The organism is Streptomyces herbicida, assembly GCF_032656585.1.
GTDB lineage: Bacteria > Actinomycetota > Actinomycetes > Streptomycetales > Streptomycetaceae > Streptomyces > Streptomyces herbicida.
In genome coordinates this window covers 128266-147916 of sequence record NZ_JAUYWJ010000001.1, presented here as the reverse complement: position 1 = coordinate 147916, position 19651 = coordinate 128266, and the positions used below count along the sequence as shown (strand labels likewise).

Annotated in this window: 14 protein-coding genes, 2 pseudogenes and 1 riboswitch; of the genes and pseudogenes, 6 read left to right on the top strand and 10 right to left on the bottom strand. The window is 70.4% G+C overall.

Annotated features, from left to right (window positions below):
- Window positions 1-11: 11 nt before the first annotated feature.
- Window positions 12-1028 carry a decaprenyl-phosphate phosphoribosyltransferase gene (locus Q8A52_RS00630; RefSeq protein ID WP_316747577.1) on the bottom strand — a complete coding sequence of 339 codons (1017 nt, stop codon included), beginning with the start codon at window positions 1026-1028 and terminating at the stop codon, window positions 12-14.
- Window positions 1021-1530: a phosphatase PAP2 family protein gene (locus Q8A52_RS00625; RefSeq protein WP_316747575.1), complete on the bottom strand. Its 510-nt coding sequence runs from the start codon at window positions 1528-1530 to the stop codon at window positions 1021-1023. The genes Q8A52_RS00630 and Q8A52_RS00625 overlap by 8 nt, the downstream gene beginning before the upstream one ends.
- A gap of 134 nt (window positions 1531-1664) precedes the next feature.
- On the opposite strand from Q8A52_RS00625, the gene Q8A52_RS00620 reads away from it, so the two are divergent.
- The gene (locus Q8A52_RS00620) at window positions 1665-3020 is read left to right on the top strand and encodes an FAD-binding oxidoreductase (protein WP_316747573.1); all 1356 of its coding nucleotides are present in this window, start codon (window positions 1665-1667) and stop codon (window positions 3018-3020) included.
- A 38-nt stretch (window positions 3021-3058) separates the two neighbouring features.
- A complete protein-coding gene (locus Q8A52_RS00615; protein ID WP_316747571.1) occupies window positions 3059-3814 on the top strand; it encodes a decaprenylphospho-beta-D-erythro-pentofuranosid-2-ulose 2-reductase in 756 nt (251 codons plus the stop codon).
- Window positions 3815-4071: 257 nt separating this feature from the next.
- Here the strand turns inward: Q8A52_RS00615 and Q8A52_RS00610 are convergent, their stop codons facing one another.
- The 3 genes from Q8A52_RS00610 to Q8A52_RS00600 all read right to left on the bottom strand — a co-directional run bounded on the left by Q8A52_RS00610 (window position 4072) and on the right by Q8A52_RS00600 (window position 7386).
- Window positions 4072-4656, bottom strand: a complete 585-nt coding sequence (locus Q8A52_RS00610; protein WP_316747568.1) for a 2'-5' RNA ligase family protein — start codon at window positions 4654-4656, stop codon at window positions 4072-4074.
- A 174-nt stretch (window positions 4657-4830) separates the two neighbouring features.
- Complete coding sequence (trpS, locus tag Q8A52_RS00605) at window positions 4831-5844, bottom strand: tryptophan--tRNA ligase (protein WP_316747566.1); 1014 nt, start codon at window positions 5842-5844, stop codon at window positions 4831-4833.
- Between the two features lie 78 nt (window positions 5845-5922).
- Window positions 5923-7386 (bottom strand): glycine hydroxymethyltransferase, encoded by a 1464-nt coding sequence (locus Q8A52_RS00600; protein ID WP_316747565.1) that lies wholly within the window; start codon window positions 7384-7386, stop codon window positions 5923-5925.
- A gap of 32 nt (window positions 7387-7418) precedes the next feature.
- Window positions 7419-7508, bottom strand: a riboswitch (ZMP/ZTP riboswitch).
- Window positions 7509-7608: 100 nt separating this feature from the next.
- Between Q8A52_RS00600 and rocD the strand changes: the two genes are divergently transcribed.
- Window positions 7609-8814: an ornithine--oxo-acid transaminase gene (rocD, locus tag Q8A52_RS00595; protein WP_316747563.1), complete on the top strand. Its 1206-nt coding sequence runs from the start codon at window positions 7609-7611 to the stop codon at window positions 8812-8814.
- Between the two features lie 27 nt (window positions 8815-8841).
- Here rocD and Q8A52_RS00590 read toward each other — a convergent pair whose 3' ends face one another.
- Window positions 8842-10041 carry a glutathionylspermidine synthase family protein gene (locus tag Q8A52_RS00590; protein WP_316747561.1) on the bottom strand — a complete coding sequence of 400 codons (1200 nt, stop codon included), beginning with the start codon at window positions 10039-10041 and terminating at the stop codon, window positions 8842-8844.
- 14 nt (window positions 10042-10055) lie between these two features.
- A complete protein-coding gene (locus Q8A52_RS00585) occupies window positions 10056-10448 on the bottom strand; it encodes a hypothetical protein (RefSeq protein WP_316747559.1) in 393 nt (130 codons plus the stop codon).
- A 125-nt stretch (window positions 10449-10573) separates the two neighbouring features.
- Between Q8A52_RS00585 and Q8A52_RS00580 the strand changes: the two genes are divergently transcribed.
- The gene (locus Q8A52_RS00580) at window positions 10574-11431 is read left to right on the top strand and encodes a DMT family protein (RefSeq protein WP_316748713.1); all 858 of its coding nucleotides are present in this window, start codon (window positions 10574-10576) and stop codon (window positions 11429-11431) included.
- Window positions 11432-11494: 63 nt separating this feature from the next.
- On the opposite strand, the pseudogene Q8A52_RS00575 reads toward Q8A52_RS00580, so the two are convergent.
- Both Q8A52_RS00575 and Q8A52_RS00570 read right to left on the bottom strand, forming a co-directional pair.
- Window positions 11495-11986: pseudogene (locus Q8A52_RS00575) on the bottom strand (PLP-dependent aminotransferase family protein); the annotation flags it as partial.
- A pseudogene (locus Q8A52_RS00570) lies at window positions 11978-12555 on the bottom strand (alpha/beta fold hydrolase); the annotation flags it as partial. The pseudogenes Q8A52_RS00575 and Q8A52_RS00570, both read right to left, overlap by 9 nt.
- Window positions 12556-13111: 556 nt before the next feature.
- Here Q8A52_RS00570 and Q8A52_RS00565 point away from each other — a divergent pair.
- Together Q8A52_RS00565 and Q8A52_RS00560 are read left to right on the top strand one after the other, a co-directional pair.
- Entirely contained in the window at window positions 13112-17890 is a 4779-nt protein-coding gene (locus Q8A52_RS00565; protein WP_316748711.1) for an RICIN domain-containing protein, read from the top strand.
- A gap of 14 nt (window positions 17891-17904) precedes the next feature.
- A complete protein-coding gene (locus Q8A52_RS00560; protein WP_316747557.1) occupies window positions 17905-18564 on the top strand; it encodes a hypothetical protein in 660 nt (219 codons plus the stop codon).
- Window positions 18565-18694: 130 nt separating this feature from the next.
- On the opposite strand, the gene Q8A52_RS00555 is transcribed toward Q8A52_RS00560, so the two are convergent.
- Window positions 18695-19651 (bottom strand): ABC transporter substrate-binding protein, encoded by a 957-nt coding sequence (locus tag Q8A52_RS00555; protein ID WP_316747555.1) that lies wholly within the window; start codon window positions 19649-19651, stop codon window positions 18695-18697.

The window sequence follows — 19651 nt, the reverse complement described above, 5'->3', positions numbered from 1 at the left end:
CTGCGCCCGGGTCACCAATTCGCCACCGCCAGGCCGTACATCGCCAGCCAGGCCAACCCGATCAGAGCCAGGGCCCGGTCGTGCAGGACCACGTCCTCGGGCTCGCCCGCGGTGCCGCGGTCGGCGAAGACGGCGTACCTGAGGATCGCGAGGATGAAGGCGACCATCGACAGCTGCCGCCAGGGCAGCACGCTCGCGTGCGGCACACCGCCCTCTTCCAGGGCCCACATGCAGTAGGCGAGGACCGCGACACCGGCCGCGAGCTGCCAGACGAAGCGGAGGTAGCCGGTGGTGTACTCGGTGAGCAACGCACGCGTGGCGCCCGCTTTTCCGGCCATCTGCAGGGCTTCGGAGTAGCGCTTGGCCGACACCATGAACAGCGCCCCGAAGCCCGTGGTGATCAGGAACCAGCGGGACAGCGGGATGCCGAGCGCGACCCCGCCGATCATCGCCCGCATCAGGAAGCCGGTGGTGACGACGACGAGGTCGACCACCAGGACGTGCTTGAGGCTGACGCAGTACGCCAGTTGTACGCCGATGTAGGCCGTCAGGAGGGCCGCGACGACGGGTGAGGTCAGCCAGGCCGCGGCGGCCGGCGCGAGGACGGCCAGGGCGCCTCCGGCGGCGTACGCGACGGGCACCGGGACCTGTCCGGCGGCGACCGGGCGGCGGCACTTGGAGGGGTGGGCGCGGTCGGCCGCGGCGTCGCGGGCGTCGTTGATCAGATAGACGGCGGCGGCGCAGCCGGTGAACAGGACGAAGACCAGGCCGACCTGGACGAGGGCATGCCGGGAGAAGAGCTGCCCGGCGGCGGCCGGGGCGGCGACCACGAGGGTGTTCTTCACCCACTGCTTGGGGCGGGTGGTCTTCAGCAGGCCGGTGAGGAGGGTGACCGTGCGCACGCGTGCGGGTGGCTCGTGGTGGGCGCGCTCCTCCAGGAGCGCGGATTGCCCGGTGTGCGCGGGACCCGGGGCGGGCCCGGGCTGGGAGGCGGGCACACCGTTCGTGAGGGGCGCCGTCTCAGTCATGGGCGCGCCCCCTCATCCAGCGCGCTCCGAGCCGGGCCGTGAGCGTGCCCAGCGCCGCGCCGGCGGCCACGTCCGTCGGGTAGTGGACGCCGACGACCAGACGGGAGAGACACATGGCGGCGGCGAGCGGCGCGATCCCGTAGGTCCCCAGCGCCCCGAAGGCGACGGCGGCGGCAGCGGAGGAGGAGGCGTGGGAGCTCGGGAAGGAGTGCCGGCCCGCGGTGCGCACCAGGGGCTCGACGTGCGAGGGGCGCGCACGGCGCACGAGCCGCTTCAGGCCCATGCTGGCAAGGTGCGCGCCCGCGACGAGCGCCGTGCCGCGCAACCAGGAGCCGCGCCGGTTGCCGTCCACGGCGGCTCCGACGAGTCCCGTCCCGAGCCACAGCGCGCCGTGCTCGCCGGCGAGGGACAGGCCGCGTGCGGCGGACGCGACGCGCGGATGGGTGCCGCAGGCATGCAGTGCGGAAAGGATTCTGTGGTCCAGGTCGTCGAAGTCGTCCATGTGGACTCACTGTTCACGTCGACCGTCGTCATCACTACGATCATATTGTGCGACATACCATTAATCACCCATTTCGGGGATGGGGGTAATGTTCCATAACCAATCGCCCATATAAGGGCGATACGGTCACCGCCATGTCCGAAGACACGGTGTCCGTCACCGGTTGGGGCCGTACCGCCCCCACCGCCGCCCGGCTGATCCGCCCGCGGAGCTACGAGGAGGCCGTGGCCGCCGTCCGGGAGTGCGGGGCCCGGGGAGGCATCGCGCGGGGACTGGGGCGGGCGTACGGGGACGCCGCGCAGAACGCCGGCGGGTCCGTCATCGACATGACGGGTCTCGACCGCATCCACGCCATCGACGCCGACGGCGGCACCGTGCTGTGCGACGCGGGCGTCTCCCTGCACCGGCTGATGGAGGTGCTGCTGCCGCTCGGCTGGTTCGTGCCGGTGACGCCGGGCACCCGTCAGGTCACGGTCGGCGGGGCGATCGGCGCCGACATCCACGGCAAGAACCACCATGTCTCCGGCTCCTTCTCCCGCCACGTGCTGTCGTTCGAACTCCTCACGGCCGACGGCGAGATCCACGCGGTCGGCCGCGGCACACCTCTGTTCGACGCGACCGCGGGCGGCATGGGCCTGACCGGGGTGATCCTCACGGCCACCATGCGGCTGCTGCCGGTCGAGACGTCGTACATGGCGGTCGACACCGAACGCACCACCGACCTCGACGACCTGATGACCCGTCTGACGGCCACCGACCACCGCTACCGCTACTCGGTCGCCTGGATCGACCTGCTGGCCCGCGGCGCGGCGACCGGGCGCGCGGTGCTCACCCGCGGCGACCACGCGCCCCGGCAGGCCCTGCGCAAGGGCACACGCGCGTGGCGCCGCCCGCTGTCCTTCCGCCCCCGGCAGCTCCCGGCCGCCCCCGCCCTCGTCCCGGACGGGCTGCTCGGCCGTACCTCCGTGGGACTGTTCAACGAGCTCTGGTACCGGAAGGCGCCCCGCGCGCGCAGCGGTGAACTCCAGCGGATCTCCGCCTTCTTCCACCCCCTGGACGGAGTGCCGCACTGGAACCGGATCTACGGCCGCGGCGGCCTCGTCCAGTACCAGTTCGTCGTCGGACACGGCCAGGAGGAGGCCCTGCGCCGGATCGTCCGCCGTATCTCCGGGCGCCGCTGCCCCTCCTTCCTGGCCGTCCTCAAGCGCTTCGGGGACGCCGACCCCGGCTGGCTCTCCTTTCCGGTGCCCGGTTGGACTCTCGCCCTGGACATCCCGGCCGCCCTGCCCGGCCTCGGCGCGTTCCTCGACGAGCTCGACGAGGAGGTCGCCGCGGCCGGCGGACGCGTCTACCTCGCCAAGGACTCCCGGCTGCGCCCGGACCTGCTCGCCGCGATGTATCCCCGGCTCGCCGACTTCCGGGCCCTGCGCGCGGAACTGGACCCGGGCGGTCTCTTCGTCTCGGACCTCGCCCGGCGTCTCGGCCTCTGAGCCCCACTCCAGCCGTTCCGATCCCCCAAGGAGCTGTCGTGAAGGACGCCTTCGGCATCCCCCAGTCCGTGCTCGTCCTCGGCGGCACGTCCGAGATCGCCCTGGCCACCGTGCGCCGGCTCGTCGCCCGCCGCACCCGCACGGTGTGGCTCGCGGGCCGCCCCTCGACCGCCCTGGAGGAGGCCGCCGAGGGCCTGCGCTCCCAGGGGGCGAACGTCCGCGCCGTCGCCTTCGACGCGCTCGACCCCGAGTCCCACGAGACCGTGCTCGGCAAGGTCTTCGCCGAGGGCGACATCGACATGGTGCTGCTCGCCTTCGGGATCCTCGGCGACCAGGCGCGCGACGAGCGGGAACCGATGAGCGCCGTGCGCGTCGCCCAGACCAACTACACGGGCGCGGTGTCGGCGGGTCTGGTGTGCGCGCGGGCCCTCCAGTCCCAAGGGCACGGCTCCCTGGTGGTGCTGTCCTCGGTCGCCGGTGAGCGCGCCCGCCGCTCGAACTTCATCTACGGCTCCAGCAAGGCCGGCCTCGACGCCTTCACCCAGGGCCTCGGCGACGCGCTGCACGGCACCGGGGTCCACGTCATGGTCGTACGCCCCGGCTTCGTACGCTCCAGGATGACGGCCGGTCTCGAGGAGGCGCCGATGTCCACCACGCCGGAGGAGGTCGCCACGGCCATCGAGCTCGGGCTGCGGCGGCGCACGGAGACGGTGTGGGTGCCGGGGATGCTGCGCCTGGTCATGTCGGCCCTGCGGCACGCGCCCCGGGCGGTGTTCCGCCGGCTGCCGATCTAGCCCGGCAGCGCCCCAAAGGAGCGCGGGGAACTGCGCGACCAGCCGGCACAGCGCCGCAGACAACCGACGACCATCGCGGCACCCCCAACAAACCACTCAGCGGCCAAATACGGGCACCGCCAACGCCATGCCCTGTCATCCCGGCCCTGCGACACGCGCCCCAAAGGGGCGCGGGGAACTGCGCGACCAGCCAGGACAGCGCCGCAGACAACCGACGGCACATGTCGGCACTTACAGCGGAGCGCCGAGCGGAGCGCTCAGCGGCTGGCGATCGTCCCGCGTTCCACGTCCGCGTGTCCGGCCTGCGGCGGCACCACGGAGCCGCCGAAGGTGAACTCGCGGAGCTTGCGCCACACACCGTCGGGGCCCTGTTCGTAGAGCGCGAAGCCCGTGCAGGGCCACTCGGCGTCGTAGTCGGCGAGTTCCTCGAAGGCGCGGTCCATCGCGGCGTCGTCGATGCCGTGCGCCACCGTGACGTGCGGGTGGTACGGGAACTGCAGCTCGCGCGCCACGGGACCGGAGGCGTCCCGGACCCGCTTCTGCAGCAGCGCGCAGGCCTCGGCGCCCTGGACGACCTTCATGTACACCACCGGCGACAGGGGCCGGAAGGTGCCGGTGCCGGACAGCCGCATCGGGAAGGGGCGGCCTGCCGCGGCGACCTCGGTCAGATACGCCTCGATGACCGGCAGCTCGGTGGCGTCGACCTCCGTCGGCGGCAGCAGCGTGACGTGAGTGGGGATGCCGTGAGCCGCGGGGTCGCCGAAGCCCGCGCGCCGCTCCTGGAGCAGGCTGCCGTGAGGCTCCGGGACCGCGATCGACACGCCGATCGTTACGGTCCCCACGTCGTCTCCTGTCGTCGTGTCCGGTGCGCTGCCGGATGCGCTGTCGAGTGAGGTGTCTGGTTCGTACTCAGCCGTCCGGCTATCGACTGTAAGGCCACGGCTGTGCTGTGGGCAGGCGCAGCCGGAGTGATGTGCAGCGCTCTGCCCAGTGGTACGTATGTGCGGTCGTACGCCTCAGTGCTTGGCCGGCAGGAAGCCCACGCGGTCGTACGCCTGGGAGAGGGTCTCCGCGGCGACGGCCCGCGCCTTCTCCGCGCCCTTGGCCAGGATCGAGTCGAGCGTCTCGGGGTCGTCCAGATACTGCTGGGTGCGCTCCCGGAACGGGGTCACGAACTCGACCATCACCTCGGCGAGGTCGGTCTTGAGCGCACCGTAGCCCTTGCCCTCGTACTTCTCTTCCAGATCGGTGATACCCGCACCGGTGAGCGTCGAATAGATCGTGAGCAGATTGCTCACGCCCGGCTTGTTCTCGGCGTCGAAGCGGACCACGGTGTCCGTGTCGGTGACGGCGCTCTTGACCTTCTTCGCGGTGGTCTTCGGCTCGTCGAGGAGATTGATGAGGCCCTTCGGCGTGGACGCCGACTTGCTCATCTTGATCGACGGGTCCTGGAGGTCGAAGATCTTCGCCGTCTCCTTGAGGATGTACGGCTTCGGGACGGTGAAGGTCTGGCCGAAGCGGCCGTTGAAGCGCTCGGCGAGGTCACGGGTGAGCTCGACGTGCTGGCGCTGGTCCTCGCCGACCGGAACCTCGTTGGCCTGGTACAGCAGGATGTCCGCGACCTGCAGGATCGGGTACGTGAACAGGCCGACGGAGGCGCGGTCGGCACCCTGCCTGGCGGCCTTGTCCTTGAACTGGGTCATGCGGGAGGCCTCGCCGAAGCCGGTGAGGCAGTTCATGATCCAGGCGAGCTGGGCGTGCTCGGGCACGTGGCTCTGGACGAAGAGCGTGCAGCGATCCGGGTCGAGGCCGGCGGCCAGGAGCTGGGCGGCGGCCAGCCGGGTGTTCGCGCGCAGCTCCGCGGGGTCCTGCGGGATCGTGATCGCGTGCAGGTCGACGACCATGTAGAACGCGTCGTGGGACTCCTGCAGGGCCACCCACTGACGGACGGCGCCGAGGTAGTTGCCGAGGTGGAACGAGCCTGCGGTGGGCTGGATTCCGGAGAGCACGCGGGGACGATCAGAGGCCATGCTCATCATTCTCTCAGAGCGCGGCCGCCACCCGGAACGGGTCCCGGGCAGCCGCGGGGGCTGCCCGGGGTACCGGTGTCAGCCGAGGTCGATCTCCGGGTACAGCGGGAAGCCCGCCACCAGGTCCGTCGCCCGCTGGGCGATCTCCTCCGCGATCTTCGGGTCCAGGACGTGGGCCGCCTTGGACGGAGCGCCCGACTTGGTGGTGCCCGCCTCCGCCGTGGTCAGGACGCGGTCGATCAGGCCCGCGACCTCGTCCATCTCGGCCGTGCCGAGGCCGCGCGTGGTCAGCGCCGGGGTGCCGATGCGGATGCCCGAGGTGTACCAGGCACCGTTGGGGTCGGCCGGGATCGCGTTGCGGTTGGTGACGATGCCGGACTCGAGGAGGGCGGCCTCGGCCTGGCGGCCGGTGAGGCCGTAGGACGTGGCCACGTCGATCAGGTTGAGGTGGTTGTCCGTGCCGCCGGTGACCAGGGTGGCGCCGCGGCGCATCAGGCCCTCGGCCAGCGCCCGGGAGTTGTCCACGATCCGCTGGGCGTAGTCCTGGAAGGAGGGCTGACGGGCCTCGGCGAAGGCGACGGCCTTGGCGGCCATGACGTGCGGGAGCGGGCCGCCGAGGACCATCGGGCAGCCGCGGTCGACCTGGTCCTTGAGGGAGTCGTCGCACAGGACCATGCCGCCGCGCGGGCCGCGCAGCGACTTGTGGGTGGTCGTGGTCACGATCTGGGCGTGCGGGACCGGGTCGAAGTCGCCGGTCAGGACCTTGCCCGCGACCAGGCCCGCGAAGTGGGCCATGTCGACCATGAGCGTCGCGCCGACCTCGTCGGCGATCTCACGCATGATCCGGAAGTTCACCAGGCGGGGGTAGGCCGAATAGCCCGCCACGATGATCAGGGGCTTGAACTCGCGGGCCGACGCGCGCAGCGCCTCGTAGTCGATCAGGCCCGTGGCCGGGTCGGTGCCGTAGGAACGCTGGTCGAACATCTTGCCGGAGATGTTCGGGCGGAAGCCGTGGGTGAGGTGGCCGCCGGCGTCCAGGGACATGCCGAGCATGCGCTGGTTGCCGAAGGCCTGGCGGAGCTCGGCCCAGTCGGCCTCGGAGAGGTCGTTGACCTGGCGGACGCCGGCCTTCTCCAGGGCGGGGGCCTCGACACGCTGGGCGAGGACGGCCCAGAAGGCGACGAGGTTGGCGTCGATGCCGGAGTGCGGCTGGACGTAGGCGTGGCGGGCGCCGAAGAGCTCCTTGGCGTGCTCGGCGGCGAGGGACTCGACGGTGTCGACATTGCGGCAGCCGGCGTAGAAGCGGCGGCCGACGGTGCCCTCGGCGTACTTGTCGCTGAACCAGTTGCCCATGGCCAGCAGGGTGGCCGGGGAGGCGTAGTTCTCGGAGGCGATCAGCTTGAGCATCTCGCGCTGGTCGGCGACCTCCTGCCCGATGGCGTCGGCGACGCGCGGCTCGACGGCGCGGATCACGTCGAGGGCGGCTCGGAAGGCCGTCGACTCGGTGGAGAGAGGCGCAGGATTGACAGAATTCTCGGGCATCGGGGACCTCCGGACGTGACATTCGGCGTACTCGGCTCGGCCCAGGCGCACGGCACTGTTTCCCGCTCGGGCCGCTCCCCGATGGTCGGTCCCATCCCAGCGCGCCAGTTACGGCCCGCTGGTCAGCCTACCGGGCGCGTCGGATTCGGCAGGTCCCACGTCCACCATGCGAGCGAGGATAAGAAGGGGGCGAAACCGACTCTCTGGCCCTCTGGAGATCCCGTGAACGCTACGGAGACGCTCATCGCCGCCGCCGACGCCCACAGTGCGCACAACTACCACCCGCTGCCGGTGGTCGTGGCCACCGCGGACGGCGCCTGGATGACGGATGTCGAGGGGAGGCGGTATCTCGATCTGCTGGCCGGGTATTCGGCGCTGAACTTCGGGCACGGGCACCCGCGGCTGGTGGCGGCGGCCAAGGCGCAGCTGGAGCGGGTGACGCTGACGTCCCGGGCCTTCCATCACGACCGGTTCGCCGCGTTCTGCACCGAGCTGGCGCAGCTGTGCGGCATGGACATGGTGCTCCCGATGAACACGGGCGTGGAGGCCGTGGAGACCGCGGTGAAGACGGCCCGGAAGTGGGGCTACCGGGTCAAGGGGGTGCCCGCGGAGATGGCGAAGATCGTGGTCGCCGGCGGCAACTTCCACGGCCGTACGACGACCGTGATCAGCTTCTCCACGGACCCGGAGGCACGGGCGGACTTCGGGCCGTACACCCCGGGCTTCGAGATCGTGCCCTACGGGGACCTGACCGCGATGCGGGACGCGCTCACCGAGAACACGGCCGCCGTGCTGCTGGAACCGATCCAGGGCGAGACGGGGGTGATCGTGCCGCCGGAGGGCTATCTGCCGGCGGTGCGGGAACTGACGCGGGAACGGAACGTCCTGTTCATCGCGGACGAGATCCAGTCGGGGCTGGGCCGGACCGGGCGGACCTTCGCCTGCGAGCACGAGGGCGTCGTACCGGACATGTATGTGCTCGGGAAGGCGCTGGGCGGCGGGATCCTGCCGGTGTCGGCGGTGGTGTCGAGCGCGGAGGTGCTGGGGGTGTTCCAGCCGGGCGAGCACGGGTCGACGTTCGGCGGGAATCCGCTGGCCTGTGCGGTGGCGCTGGAGGTGATCGCGATGCTGCGGACGGGCGAGTACCAGGCGCGGTCCGCGGAGCTCGGCGCGCATCTGCACCGCGAGCTCGGCGCGCTGCTCGGCACCGGAAAGGTCACTCAGGTGCGGGGGCGCGGGCTGTGGGCCGGGGTCGACATCGCCCGGCGGGCCGGGACGGGGCGGCAGGTGTCGGAGCAGCTCATGGACCGGGGTGTCCTGGTGAAGGACACCCACGGCGCCACGATCCGGATCGCCCCGCCGCTGGTGATCGGCAAGGAGGACCTGGACTGGGGCCTCGACCAGTTGCGTGGCGTGCTGGGTGCTTGAGGGATCACGTGCCGGGCGTGTGGAGGATCACGTGCCGGGCGTCTGAAGGATCACATGGGGCAGGAAGCGGGCGTACTCGTCCGTGATCAGGCCCGAGGACTCGCGGATGCCCAGTCCGGCGGACTCGTCCTCGACGACCCAGGCGCCGAGGACGACGTGGTTGCCGTCGAAGGCGGGGAGCGGGGCCAGCTGCTGGTAGCAGCAGGCCTCCTCGCGTACGACGGGCTCCGTGCCGGGCTCGTGGACGGTCACGCCGGCGCCCTCCCGTCCCAGGAGGGGCTTGGCGACGTAGCCGGTGGTGGCGGCGAGCTCGCGCGGGCCGTCGAGGTAGGAGGGCAGGAGGTTGGGGTGGCCGGGGTACAGCTCCCAGAGGATCGCCAGGAGCGCCTTGTTGCTCAGCAGCATCTTCCAGGCGGGCTCGATCCACAGGGTGCTGCCGGTGCCGCCGCCGTTGTCGAGGGTGTCGAGGACATGGCCGGCGAAGGCGTCGGTGGTGAGCCACTCCCAGGGATAGAGCTTGAAGCAACTGCGGATGAAGTGCAGCCGGTTGTCGACGAAGCGGCCCGAGAGCGGGTCCCAGCCGATCTCCTCCATGGAGATCCAGTCGGTGTCCACTCCGGCCTGCTCCGCGGTCTCCTTCAGATAGGCGACGGTCATCAGGTCCTCGCCCAGCTCGTCCTCGCAGGAGTGCGCGAAGTACAGGGGACTGCCGGGCGGGAGGAGGGCGGCCTGCTTCTTCCAGGCTGCGACGAGGCGCTCGTGGAGCGAGTTCCACTGGTCGGCGCCGGGGAAGCGGTCCTCCATCCAGAACCACTGGGGTGAGGCGGCCTCGACCAGGGAGGTGGGGGTGTCGGCGTTGTACTCCAGGAGCTTCGCCGGGCCCGCGCCGTCGTAGCGGAGGTCGAAGCGGCCGTAGACGGAGGGCAGTTCGGCGCGCCGCCGCCAGGCCTCGGCGACCGCCTGCGCGACCCGCGGGTCGGTGATCCCGAGGTCGGCGAGGCGGCCGGTGGTGACGATGTGGTCCGCGGCCGCCAGGCACATGCGGTGCAGTTCCTCGACGGTCTCCTCCAGCGCCTCGACCTCGTCGAGCGTGAAGGCGTAGTACGCGCTCTCGTCCCAGTACGGGCGCAGCGAGCCGTCGGCCTGGCGGGTGAGCGGGTAGATCAGTCCCTGTTCCTCGACGGTCCGCTGCCAGCCGGGGCGGGGTTCGATCGTGCGGCGTTCCATGTCACGTGCCTCGTTCAGCCGCCGGAGCTGCCCTTGCCGCCGCCGAAGCCGCCGCGATGGACGCCGCTGTGGTGGCTGTCGTCGTCCGAGGAGCCGCCGCCCGAGCCCTTGCCGGGCCTGGTGAAGGAGCCGCCGTCCACCCAGCCGTCCTTCTTCTTGCCGCCGTAGTACCAGCCGCCGTTGACGGAGACCTTGGTGACCCTGGTGGACCTGCCGACCTTGGTGGACCCGGTGGACTTGCAGTTCTTGTCGGAGACGACCTTGTAGCCCTTGGCGAGGTTGTAGCTGTCGCGGTCCACACAGCGCTTGTCCGGTTCGGACGAGCAGGCGGTGAGGGCCGCCGCGAGGAGGCCCATGCCGCCGAGGACGACGGTTCCGGAGCGCAGTTGCCGGCGCGTGCTGGCCATGTTCGTGTGTCCCCCGTTGGCTGCTTCCTTGTTGCTGTCCGGTCAGCCTAGAGATCGGTGCGGGCGGCACCCCGGGGACCCCCCGGGTTTTCCCGCTCCCCTACAGTCGCTTTGTGCTCTTTGGAATGCTGTGCGCCCTCGGCGCGGCGGTCTGCTTCGGTACGGCGACGGTGTTGCAGGCGATGGCCACGCGGGAGGCCGCTGACACGGGTGGGGGCGGGGACGCCGCGCTGCTGCTCCGCGCCCTGCGGCAGTGGCGGTATCTGGCCGGGCTGGCGCTGGACGGGCTCGGCTTCCTGCTGCAGATCGCGGCGCTGCGGTCGATCCCCATCTATGCGGTCGGCGCGGCCCTCGCGTCCAGTCTCGCCGTGACGGCGGTGGTCGCGGCGAAGCTGCTGCGGGTGCGCCTGAGCGGGGTGGAGTGGGGTGCGGTCGCGGTGGTGTGCGCCGGGCTGGCGATGCTCGGTCTGGCGTCCGGGACGGAGGGGGACCGGGGCGGTTCGGCGGCGCTGAAGTACGCGATGCTGGGGACGGCGGTGGGCGTGCTGCTGCTCGGGACGGTCGGCGGGCGGCTGCCGGGCCGCGGGCGGGCGCTGCTGCTCGGGCTGGGGGCCGGGTTCGGATTCGGGGTGGTGGAGGTGGCGGTGCGGTTGATCGACTCGCTGAAGCCGTCCGATCTGCTCACCAACCCCGCCACCTACGCCCTGCTCCTCGGCGGCGGCGCCGCGTTCCTGCTGCTGACGTCGGCCCTGCAGCGCGGTTCGGTGACGACAGCCACCGCGGGGATAGTGATCGGGGAGACGATCGGCCCGGCGGCGGTGGGCGTGGTGTGGCTCGGGGACCGCACGCGGGAGGGGCTGACCTGGCTGGCGGTGCTGGGCTTCGTGGTGGCGGTGGCGGGCGCGCTGCTGCTGGCGCGCTTCGGCGAGGCCCCGACGGCGAACCCCGCCCCGGTCGCCGAACCGACCCGGCCGCGCTCCTGACGCCCCTGGGTCTGGCCCAGGGCGCGGACCGGCGGCAATGGCTGCCGTACCGCGCCCGGCCCGTCACGGCAGCACCTGGCACAACGCCTCCAGCGTCCCAGCCCACGCATGGTCCGGCGGTGTCCCGTAGCCGACGACCAGGGCGTCCAGCGGCTCGGTCGTGGCCCGGGGGTGGCGGTAGAAGGCGAGGCCGTGCAGGGCGAGGCGCTGCCAGGCGGCTGCCTGGACGACCGACGGCTCGGTGCCGGGCGGCAGCCGCAGGACGGCGTGCAGGCCGGCCGCGATGCCGGTGACCCGGACGTCGGGCGCGCGGGCGCCGACGGCCGCCACGAGGGCGTCCCGGCGGCGCCGGTAGAGCAGGCGGGCGGAGCGCACATGGCGGTCGTACGCCCCTGAGGTGATGAACTCCGCCAGGGTCAGCTGGTCCAGCACCCCGCAGCTGTCGACCCGGCCCTTGGCCGCCGCGCACTCCTCCACGAGGGACGGCGGCAGCACCATCCAGGCCAGCCGCAGGCCGGGGGCGAGGGACTTGCTGGCGGTGCCCTTGAGGAGGACCAGCAGTTGCTCCTCGGTGCCGTCGGCCAGAAAAGCCGCCTGAACGCGGCGAGAGCCGCCGGGTCCGCGGTGCGGAAGTCGACGCGCAGCGGGCCGAGTTCGGCGGGATTTCCGGTGAGCGCCGCCGTCGGAGAGGCCGCGTCGACTGTCGCCATCTACGGTTCCGCGCAGTAGTCGCTGAGGTCCAGATCAACCGGGCACCGGGCTGAGACGTACACGCTGCGGTCGATCGGGTCCGGCCTCGCGCTGGCCGCGGCGGTCGCCGGGATCCCGCCGCGGCTGTGCGCGACGAGGATGACCGGGCCGTTCTCCTTGGCCCGTTCCAGGGTCCCGATCAGGTGCGCCGCGTTGCCGGCCGGCGTGACGCCCTTGATCGAACCGGGTGCGGCAGCCAACCCGTCGGGATCCTGCGGCGCCTGGTAGGCGCGCGGTCAGTCGGCCGCGAAGCCGTGCCCGGGGAGGTCGACGGCGACCGACCGGTGCCCCAGCAGGCCCAGTTCGGCCTGGAGCGGCGCGAAGCAGAAGGAGTTCGCGAAAGCTCCATGGACCAGTACGAACGCACTCTGCATCCGCCTCCCCCGTACCTCTTGGCAAGAGCACAGGACAATCACAAAAACCCGGCTGCTCACCGGCTCTGCTCATCGCCCCCAGCCTTGACCAGCACGGATGCCCCCGGCGAGCCAACTTGACATCCAGGTGGGACTTTACGTGTGCATGGCGTGTGCATAAGGTGTCCGCGTATGACCGGGCCTGACCAGCCCGCGTCCGTGCACATCTATCAGCGACCGGGGGAACACTGTCGCTCACGGGGATGGTTCGCTTCGTCATGCCGCCGTACCCGTTCGTACGGCTTCTGGGCTGCACTTCGGCTGTTCTTCGGCTGCTCTCCCGGCACGCATCCCCCTTGACGAAGACAAGGATGCTTCTTTGCGTTCCAAACCATGGTCCGGCCTGGCCAGATCACGCAGTTCAGGGTTTGTGACCACCTCCGCCGTGGCGTTGGCGGTGCTGGCCGGGCTGGCGGTCCAGCCCGGTGCGTCGCCGTTGCGGGCCGAGCCGGCGAGTGATTCCTATCCCTGGTACGAGGACACGGCTGCCGAGCAGTTGCGCCAGGACCAGTGCCTGATGACCGACGTGCTGCGGCTGGGCGGCACGTCGATGGCCGCGACCGCGCAGAACGGCCTGAACCAGACTCCGGAGAAGCTGCATGTCGCAGCCGACCGGAAGAACTGGGAGAAGACACCGCTGGCCGTCGCCTACAAGGCGGACAAGGACGCGGCGAGCAAGGAGGGCGCGGCGCTGTCCGCGCTCCAGGACTCCTGGAAGAAGCCGCTGGACGGTCTGGCGACGCCGGGCGGGTTCACGGAGACCGGGTTCCACTGGCCGCCGGGTACCAGTAACGACGGTCAGCAGTCGTTCTACGGGCAGACCGGTCTGACGTCGTGGATCTCCGACCGGTACTGGAAGACCGACTCCGACTTCTACGACGACGAGACCCCGGCGGCCGACGAGAAGACCCTCAAGGCCGTCGACCAGGTGGGCGGCCCGTTGTACGGGCAGGACCCGAACCCGGCGGGTACGACGCAGCAGGAGTGGAACCGGGCGCTGGCCGAGCATGCCGCGTTCGAGTGGATGCACGGCCGTCCCAGTGCGAACCCGGGTGCGGACGACGCGCGGATCTTCCTGGCCTCGGGCGGCTTCCCGCGCACCGCACCGCAGCCGGGCACGCCCGAGTACCGGATCGCGGTGGAGGACGTGAAGTCCCGTTTCGCCGCTTGTGGTTGGCGTGATCCGCTGGATCCGAACGGTGTGCTGGGCGACATCACCTCCACCGCGGCCGGCGAGTGGCAGCAGGAGATTGCCTCCCAGGCCACTCAGCGCAACCAGATCCTCGACGCCAACAAGGCCGCGGTCGACGCGCTGACCAAGGGCACCAAGGCCCTGGGCGAGATGCTGGGGCACTCCTGGATCGCCGACCACGCCACCCGCTGGCAGGACTACTGGTCCGCGGGCGGTATCGGTTACATCGGCGACGCCCCGCTGACCATCGAGATCCCCGGCGCCAAGGGCAAATGCCTGGACGTGGAGGGCGGCGGCACGGCCAACGGCACCGCGGTCCAGGTCTACACCTGCAACGGCGGCTCGGCGCAGGAGTGGCAGTTGTGGGGGTCCTACGACGGCGGCTACGCCCTGGCGAACACCAAGTCGCTGAAGTGCCTGGACGTGGCCGGCGGCAAGAACGCCGACGGTACGAAGATCCAGGTCTCGAGCTGCAACGGCAGCAAGGCGCAGCAGTGGGACTTCGATGTACGGGCGGCAGGCGTGTTCCGTAACGCCGCGACGGACAAGTGCCTGAACCTGCCCTCGTTCGACAACAGCAAGAACTCCTCGCTGCTGGGCTGCAACAGCTCGGCCTCGCAGAAGCTGCGCATCGTGCCCAAGGGGCACACCGGTGATGACAAGCTCGGCTACCCGACCACGGCGCAGTTCACCAAGGCGAAGAGCGCGGTGAGCTCGGCGCAGGCCGGGTCGAAGAGCCAGCTGGCCGTGATCAAGGCGCAGTTGGCCGCCGCGCAGAAGGCCGCGACCAGCTCCGACACCGCGCTGCAGGCCGCCTACACCACCGCGGACGCCAACGGTGCGCCGAGGGGCCGGGGTCTGCTGGTGGGTCAGCAGAAGGCACAGGTGACCAAGGGTGCGGTCGCGGCGCTGACCGCGTTGGTGAAGGCCGGTGAGACGGCTGACGCCGCCACCCGTGCCTCCGCCGGGGACAGCGCGACCATCGCGCAGCGCGCTCTCGCACAGGCCGCGCAGGCCAAGGCCGAGTTCCGCAAGGAGGCCGCGAAGACCGCCGAGTGGCAGGCGAAGTCGGCGGCGGACGCGGCCAAGGTGCACCGCGACAACGCCAAGAAGGACAAGGAGACCGCGGAGGCCAAGCTCACCGTCGCGCTCACGGCCGAGGGTGACGCGAAGGCGGCCGCCGCCGACGCGCACGCCAAGCGACTCGCCGCGGAGGCCGAGGAGAAGACGGCCAAGGCCGAGAAGGAGAACGCGGCGGCCAAGCAGGCCGAGGCCGCTCAGCACAAGACCAACGCGCAGTCCGAGGCCACCAAGGCCAGCGAGGCCAAGGGCAAGGCAGAGACCGCCGAGAAGACCGCCGAGGACCGGCGCGACGACGCGGTCAAGGCCAGCGACCACGCCCGGGACATGCGCGACGACGCCTGGGACGCCAAGCAGAAGTCCGACGCCCTACGCGCCAAGGCTGACGCCAAGACCGCCTACGCCGACTCCCTGGACTCGCACGAGGGCGCCGACGCCGCCCGCGCCGCCGCGAATGACGCGGACAAGGCCGCCGATGACGCGGAGACCGCGGCGGGCAATGCCCGCGCCGAGGCTGACGCCGCCACCCAGGCCGCAGCCGAAGCCGACGCCGCAGCCACGCGTGCGGAAGCGGCCGCGAAGCGTGCCCGCGCCGCATCGGATGCGGCGCAGGCCGACAAGCTGAAGGCGGATGCCGCGGTGAAGACCGCGACGGCCGCGGTCGCCGACGCCATCAAGGCGTCCCAGGACGCCGCCGCAGAGGCCAAGACCGCGGTCAAACTCGCCGACGAGGCCGAACAGCACGCCAAGGACGCCAAGACCCAGGCCGACGCCGCCAACGCCGAAGCCGTCAAGGCCGTTGCCGCCGCCGCCAAGGCCGCCGGCTACGCCCACGTCACCGCCCAGGCCGCCGTCGACGCCGGCAAGGCAGCCGAACAGGTCGCCGCCCCCGCCAACGACGCGATCCAGCTCGGCTCCCCCTACGTCGACACCGACTCCGCCGCCGGCCTGGTCGTGCTGACCGGACAGGCGTCCAAGTCCATCGCCGACCAGCAGCAGGCCGTCGCCGACGCCCACGCCAAGAACGCCGCCGCCGAGGCCCAGGCCGCCAAGAACCTCGCCGACCAGGCACAGGGCGACGCCAAGGAGGCCTACCAGCACGCGGCCAACGCCGCCCAGTACGCCGCGGACGCCCGCACCTACTCGAAGGAGGCCCTCGGCTACGCCGCCGACGCCGCCGCCGCGGCATCCAAGGCAGCCGCCTCGCTGGCCCGCACCATCGACTACGACAAACAGGCCGCCGAAGACGCCGCAGCAGCCGACAAGGCAGCCGGAAACGCCGAAGGCTACGCCAAGGACGCCCGCGCCTCCGCCGACCAGGCCGAACTCGACGCATCGGCCGCCCGCGCCGCCGCCTCCCAGGCCGAACAGGACGCCAAGGACGCCCGCGCCGCCGCAACCCGCGCCGACGCCGCAGCCACCGAAGCCGAACAAGCAGCCAAGGACGCCGACAAGTACGCCAAGGAAGCCCAGCAAGCCGCCACCGAGACCCAGAACAAGGAGAACGGGAAGCAGGTCCAGACGGGCACCATCCTCGACTCGGCCGGCCACATCGGCAACGTGTTCTACGTCGTCGACCACTACGAGAACGTCGGCGAGCCGAAGACCCTGTCCAAGACGTCGGCCTGCGACGACTGGAAGAGCAGGATCGTCTACACGGGCGACTGCACCGTCACCGCGAAGATCACCTACAAGGCGATCCTCAACCTCTACCTGTGCACCACGAAAGATCTCAACCCGGCGTACAACATCTGCGCCACCGCTGATGCGGTGTACCTCGGCCAGCAGCCGTCCGAGGAGATGACCAAAGAGGTCACACACACCATCACGATCGCGGAATTCAACGCGAACATCGACCCGATCGACATCCTCTTCGGCAGCTGGATCGACTGCGGCAAGAAGATCGGCTCGATGCTCAAGATCTCGGGCGGCGGGGGCAACTGGGGCGGATGCGGCTGGGCCGCTCTCGACGTCGCCAGCCTGTTCGCGGGCAAGGCCGTCCGGCCGATCGCGGACGCGGTGCGCGCCGTGGATGCCGCCATGCGCACCGGCATCGGAGTCGCCGACGCGCTGAAGGCGCTGCGCACGCTGCGCATCGACGCAGACGCGTTGGCGGGTATCGAGCGGTCGGCGCGCATCTCCGAGGAGTACCGCGTCGCCTGCGAGACCAACAGCTTCCCCGCCGCCACCGAGGTGCTCATGGCGGACGGCTCACGCCGGCCCATCAGCCAGGTGGGTGTGGGGGACCGTCTCGCGGCCATGGATCCGGCCACCGGCCGGCTGCAGACGCGGCAGGTGACCGACACCTTCAAGCACGACACCCAGCGGCTGGTGGACATCACTGTTGCCGACGCAGGGGAGCTGGCCAGCACCGCCGGCCACAGGTTCTATGTGGTGGACCGCGGGTGGACGCTGGTTTCCGACCTGCGCGTCGGCGACCGGCTGCGCACACCGGACGGCTCCGTCCACCCGGTGACCGCCCTCCTCGACCGCTCGGGCCTGACTCCCCGAACGGTCTACGACCTCACCGTCGACGACCTGCACACGTTCTTCGTGCTCGCGGGCGCCACCCCGATCCTTGTCCACAACTGCAAGGTCGCGTTGGGGTGGCAGAGAAAGGGGGCGCTCGACGAGTGGGCTCGGCTTCCCGGGAACAAGTTCACCACCTTCTCCATCGCGAGCGCGCAAGATTTCGGTGCGCTGGTGAGGAAGGCCATCGCCGACCCGAACGTGGAGTTGCACGTCAACATGACGGGACTGGAACTACACGGAAGCTTCATGGACGCTGCCGAGCGCGGCCTGCTGGGTGGTGAAGCCGGAGCAGCTGCCACGGACTACGAGATGTCCTTGATCGCGAGAGCCGTCGCCAATGGTCAACGCACGTGGAGTTCGGTGAAGTTCTATTATCCGAAGGGTACCGATGGCGCCGTGGAGCTCAAACCGATAGATATGCCGGATCTGTCAAAGTTGGGGAAACTTAAGCCCGTAGACGGGGGCAAATTCAACTACTGCCACCACTGCTGAGGAATCCGACGAACATGGAAACCAATCGGCAAGCCCTGTACCCGGACGTGACTGCGTCGGGTGGCCTTGGGCCGGCCATGCGAGAGGCGGCACAGCTGCGCGGATGCGACACCGGGCTGGCGCCGTGGGCCGTCGACGTCGTCAGCATCCAAACGGCGAGGGGTTTCCTGTCGGTCGATCCTGCGACCGAGGAACGTCTTTTCCGGTTGAGTGTCCGTATTCCCGGGTTCGACTGGGAGATCGGCTCGACGGGGGACCTCGGACTGCTTGTGGAAGCGCTCGCCGCATGGCGGGAGGGCATACCGTTCGACGAGCTGGCGGAGAGATTCGGGTTCTTGGAGCTCGACGAATTCGTCGGGGCGCTCGAACGCGGAGAGCCCACCTCCTCGCAGTGGACCGAACTCCTGTCGTCCGACTTCTACCGGAACCAATGGAACCTCCTGCGCCGCCTCCGCGCGGACGACGTGCTGCGGGACATGTTCCCGACCATCACGCACGGTGCCGTGCGCCTGCGTGTGGATGCGATGGACGCAAGGAGCCGTCAGGTTCTGGTGGACGAGGTGAACGAGGAACTCTATGAGGTCATGCGCGTAGGGGTGCCCGGGGCCGACTGGGTCGAGGTACCGACCGGTGATCTGATCGCCTACCTGCGAGCTGCCTTGAACGAAGAGTGATCTCGACAGATCGATGAGGTCGAACCCCGCCAGGCAGTCCCTGGCGGGGTTTCTTCGCGCCTGGCCACGTGGGGGCACAGGGCGGCTTCGGGCCCCTTTTGTGCGGAGCGTCTTCGGCTCACCGCTCAGGTCAGGAAATCCACGCCTTCCACTCCGACTCGTGGCCCTCCACCCACTTCTCCGCCGCCTTCTCCGGAGTCAGCTTCTGGTCGGCGATCATCAAGGAGACCTGGTTCTGGTCCTCCGTCGTCCACTTGAACTTCTTCAGGAAGGACGCCGCCTTGCCGCCCGACTTCGCGAAGTCCGTGTTCAGGTACTTCTGAAGCGGGGTGTGCGGGTAGGCGCAGGTGATCTTCTTCGGGTCCGCGTCGCAGCCGTCCTTGTACGGGGGCAGCTTCACCTCGGTCATCGGGACCTTCTTGAACAGCCACTGGGGTGAGTACCAGTAGGTCAGGAAGGGCTTCTTCTCCTTGGCGAACTGGCGGATCTGGGTGATCTGGGCCGCCTCGGAGCCGGCGAAGACCACCTGGTAGTCCAGCTTCAGGTTCTCCACCAGCGCCTTGTCGTTGGTGACGTAGGACGGGGAGCCGTCCAGCAGCTGGCCCTTTCCGCCGCTCTCCGGGGTGCGGAAGAGGGACGAATACCTGTTGAGGTTCTTCCAGTTCGTGATGTCCGGGTGCTGTTTCACCAGGTACGCCGGGACGAACCAGCCGATGTGGCCGGTCACTCCGAGGTCGCCGCCCTTGGCGATCGTCTTCTTGTCGGTGACGTACCGCTTCTCCTGGTCGGGGTGGCCCCAGTCCTCCAGGATCGCGTCCACCCGGCCCTGGCTGAGCGCGTCCCACGCGGGGATCTCGTCCACCTGCACGGTGTCGACGCGGTAGCCGAGCTTGTGCTCCAGGAGGTACTGGGCCACGGCCACGTTGGACTGCGCGCCCACCCAGGACTGCACGGACAGGGTGACCGTCTTCGCACCCTGGGCGTTGGCGAAGGGCGACGCCTGCTTGGTCATGTCGGCCGCGCCGCAGCCGGTGGCCAGGGTCAGGGCGCCTACGGCGGCGATCGTCGTCATCTTCGTACGGCGCAT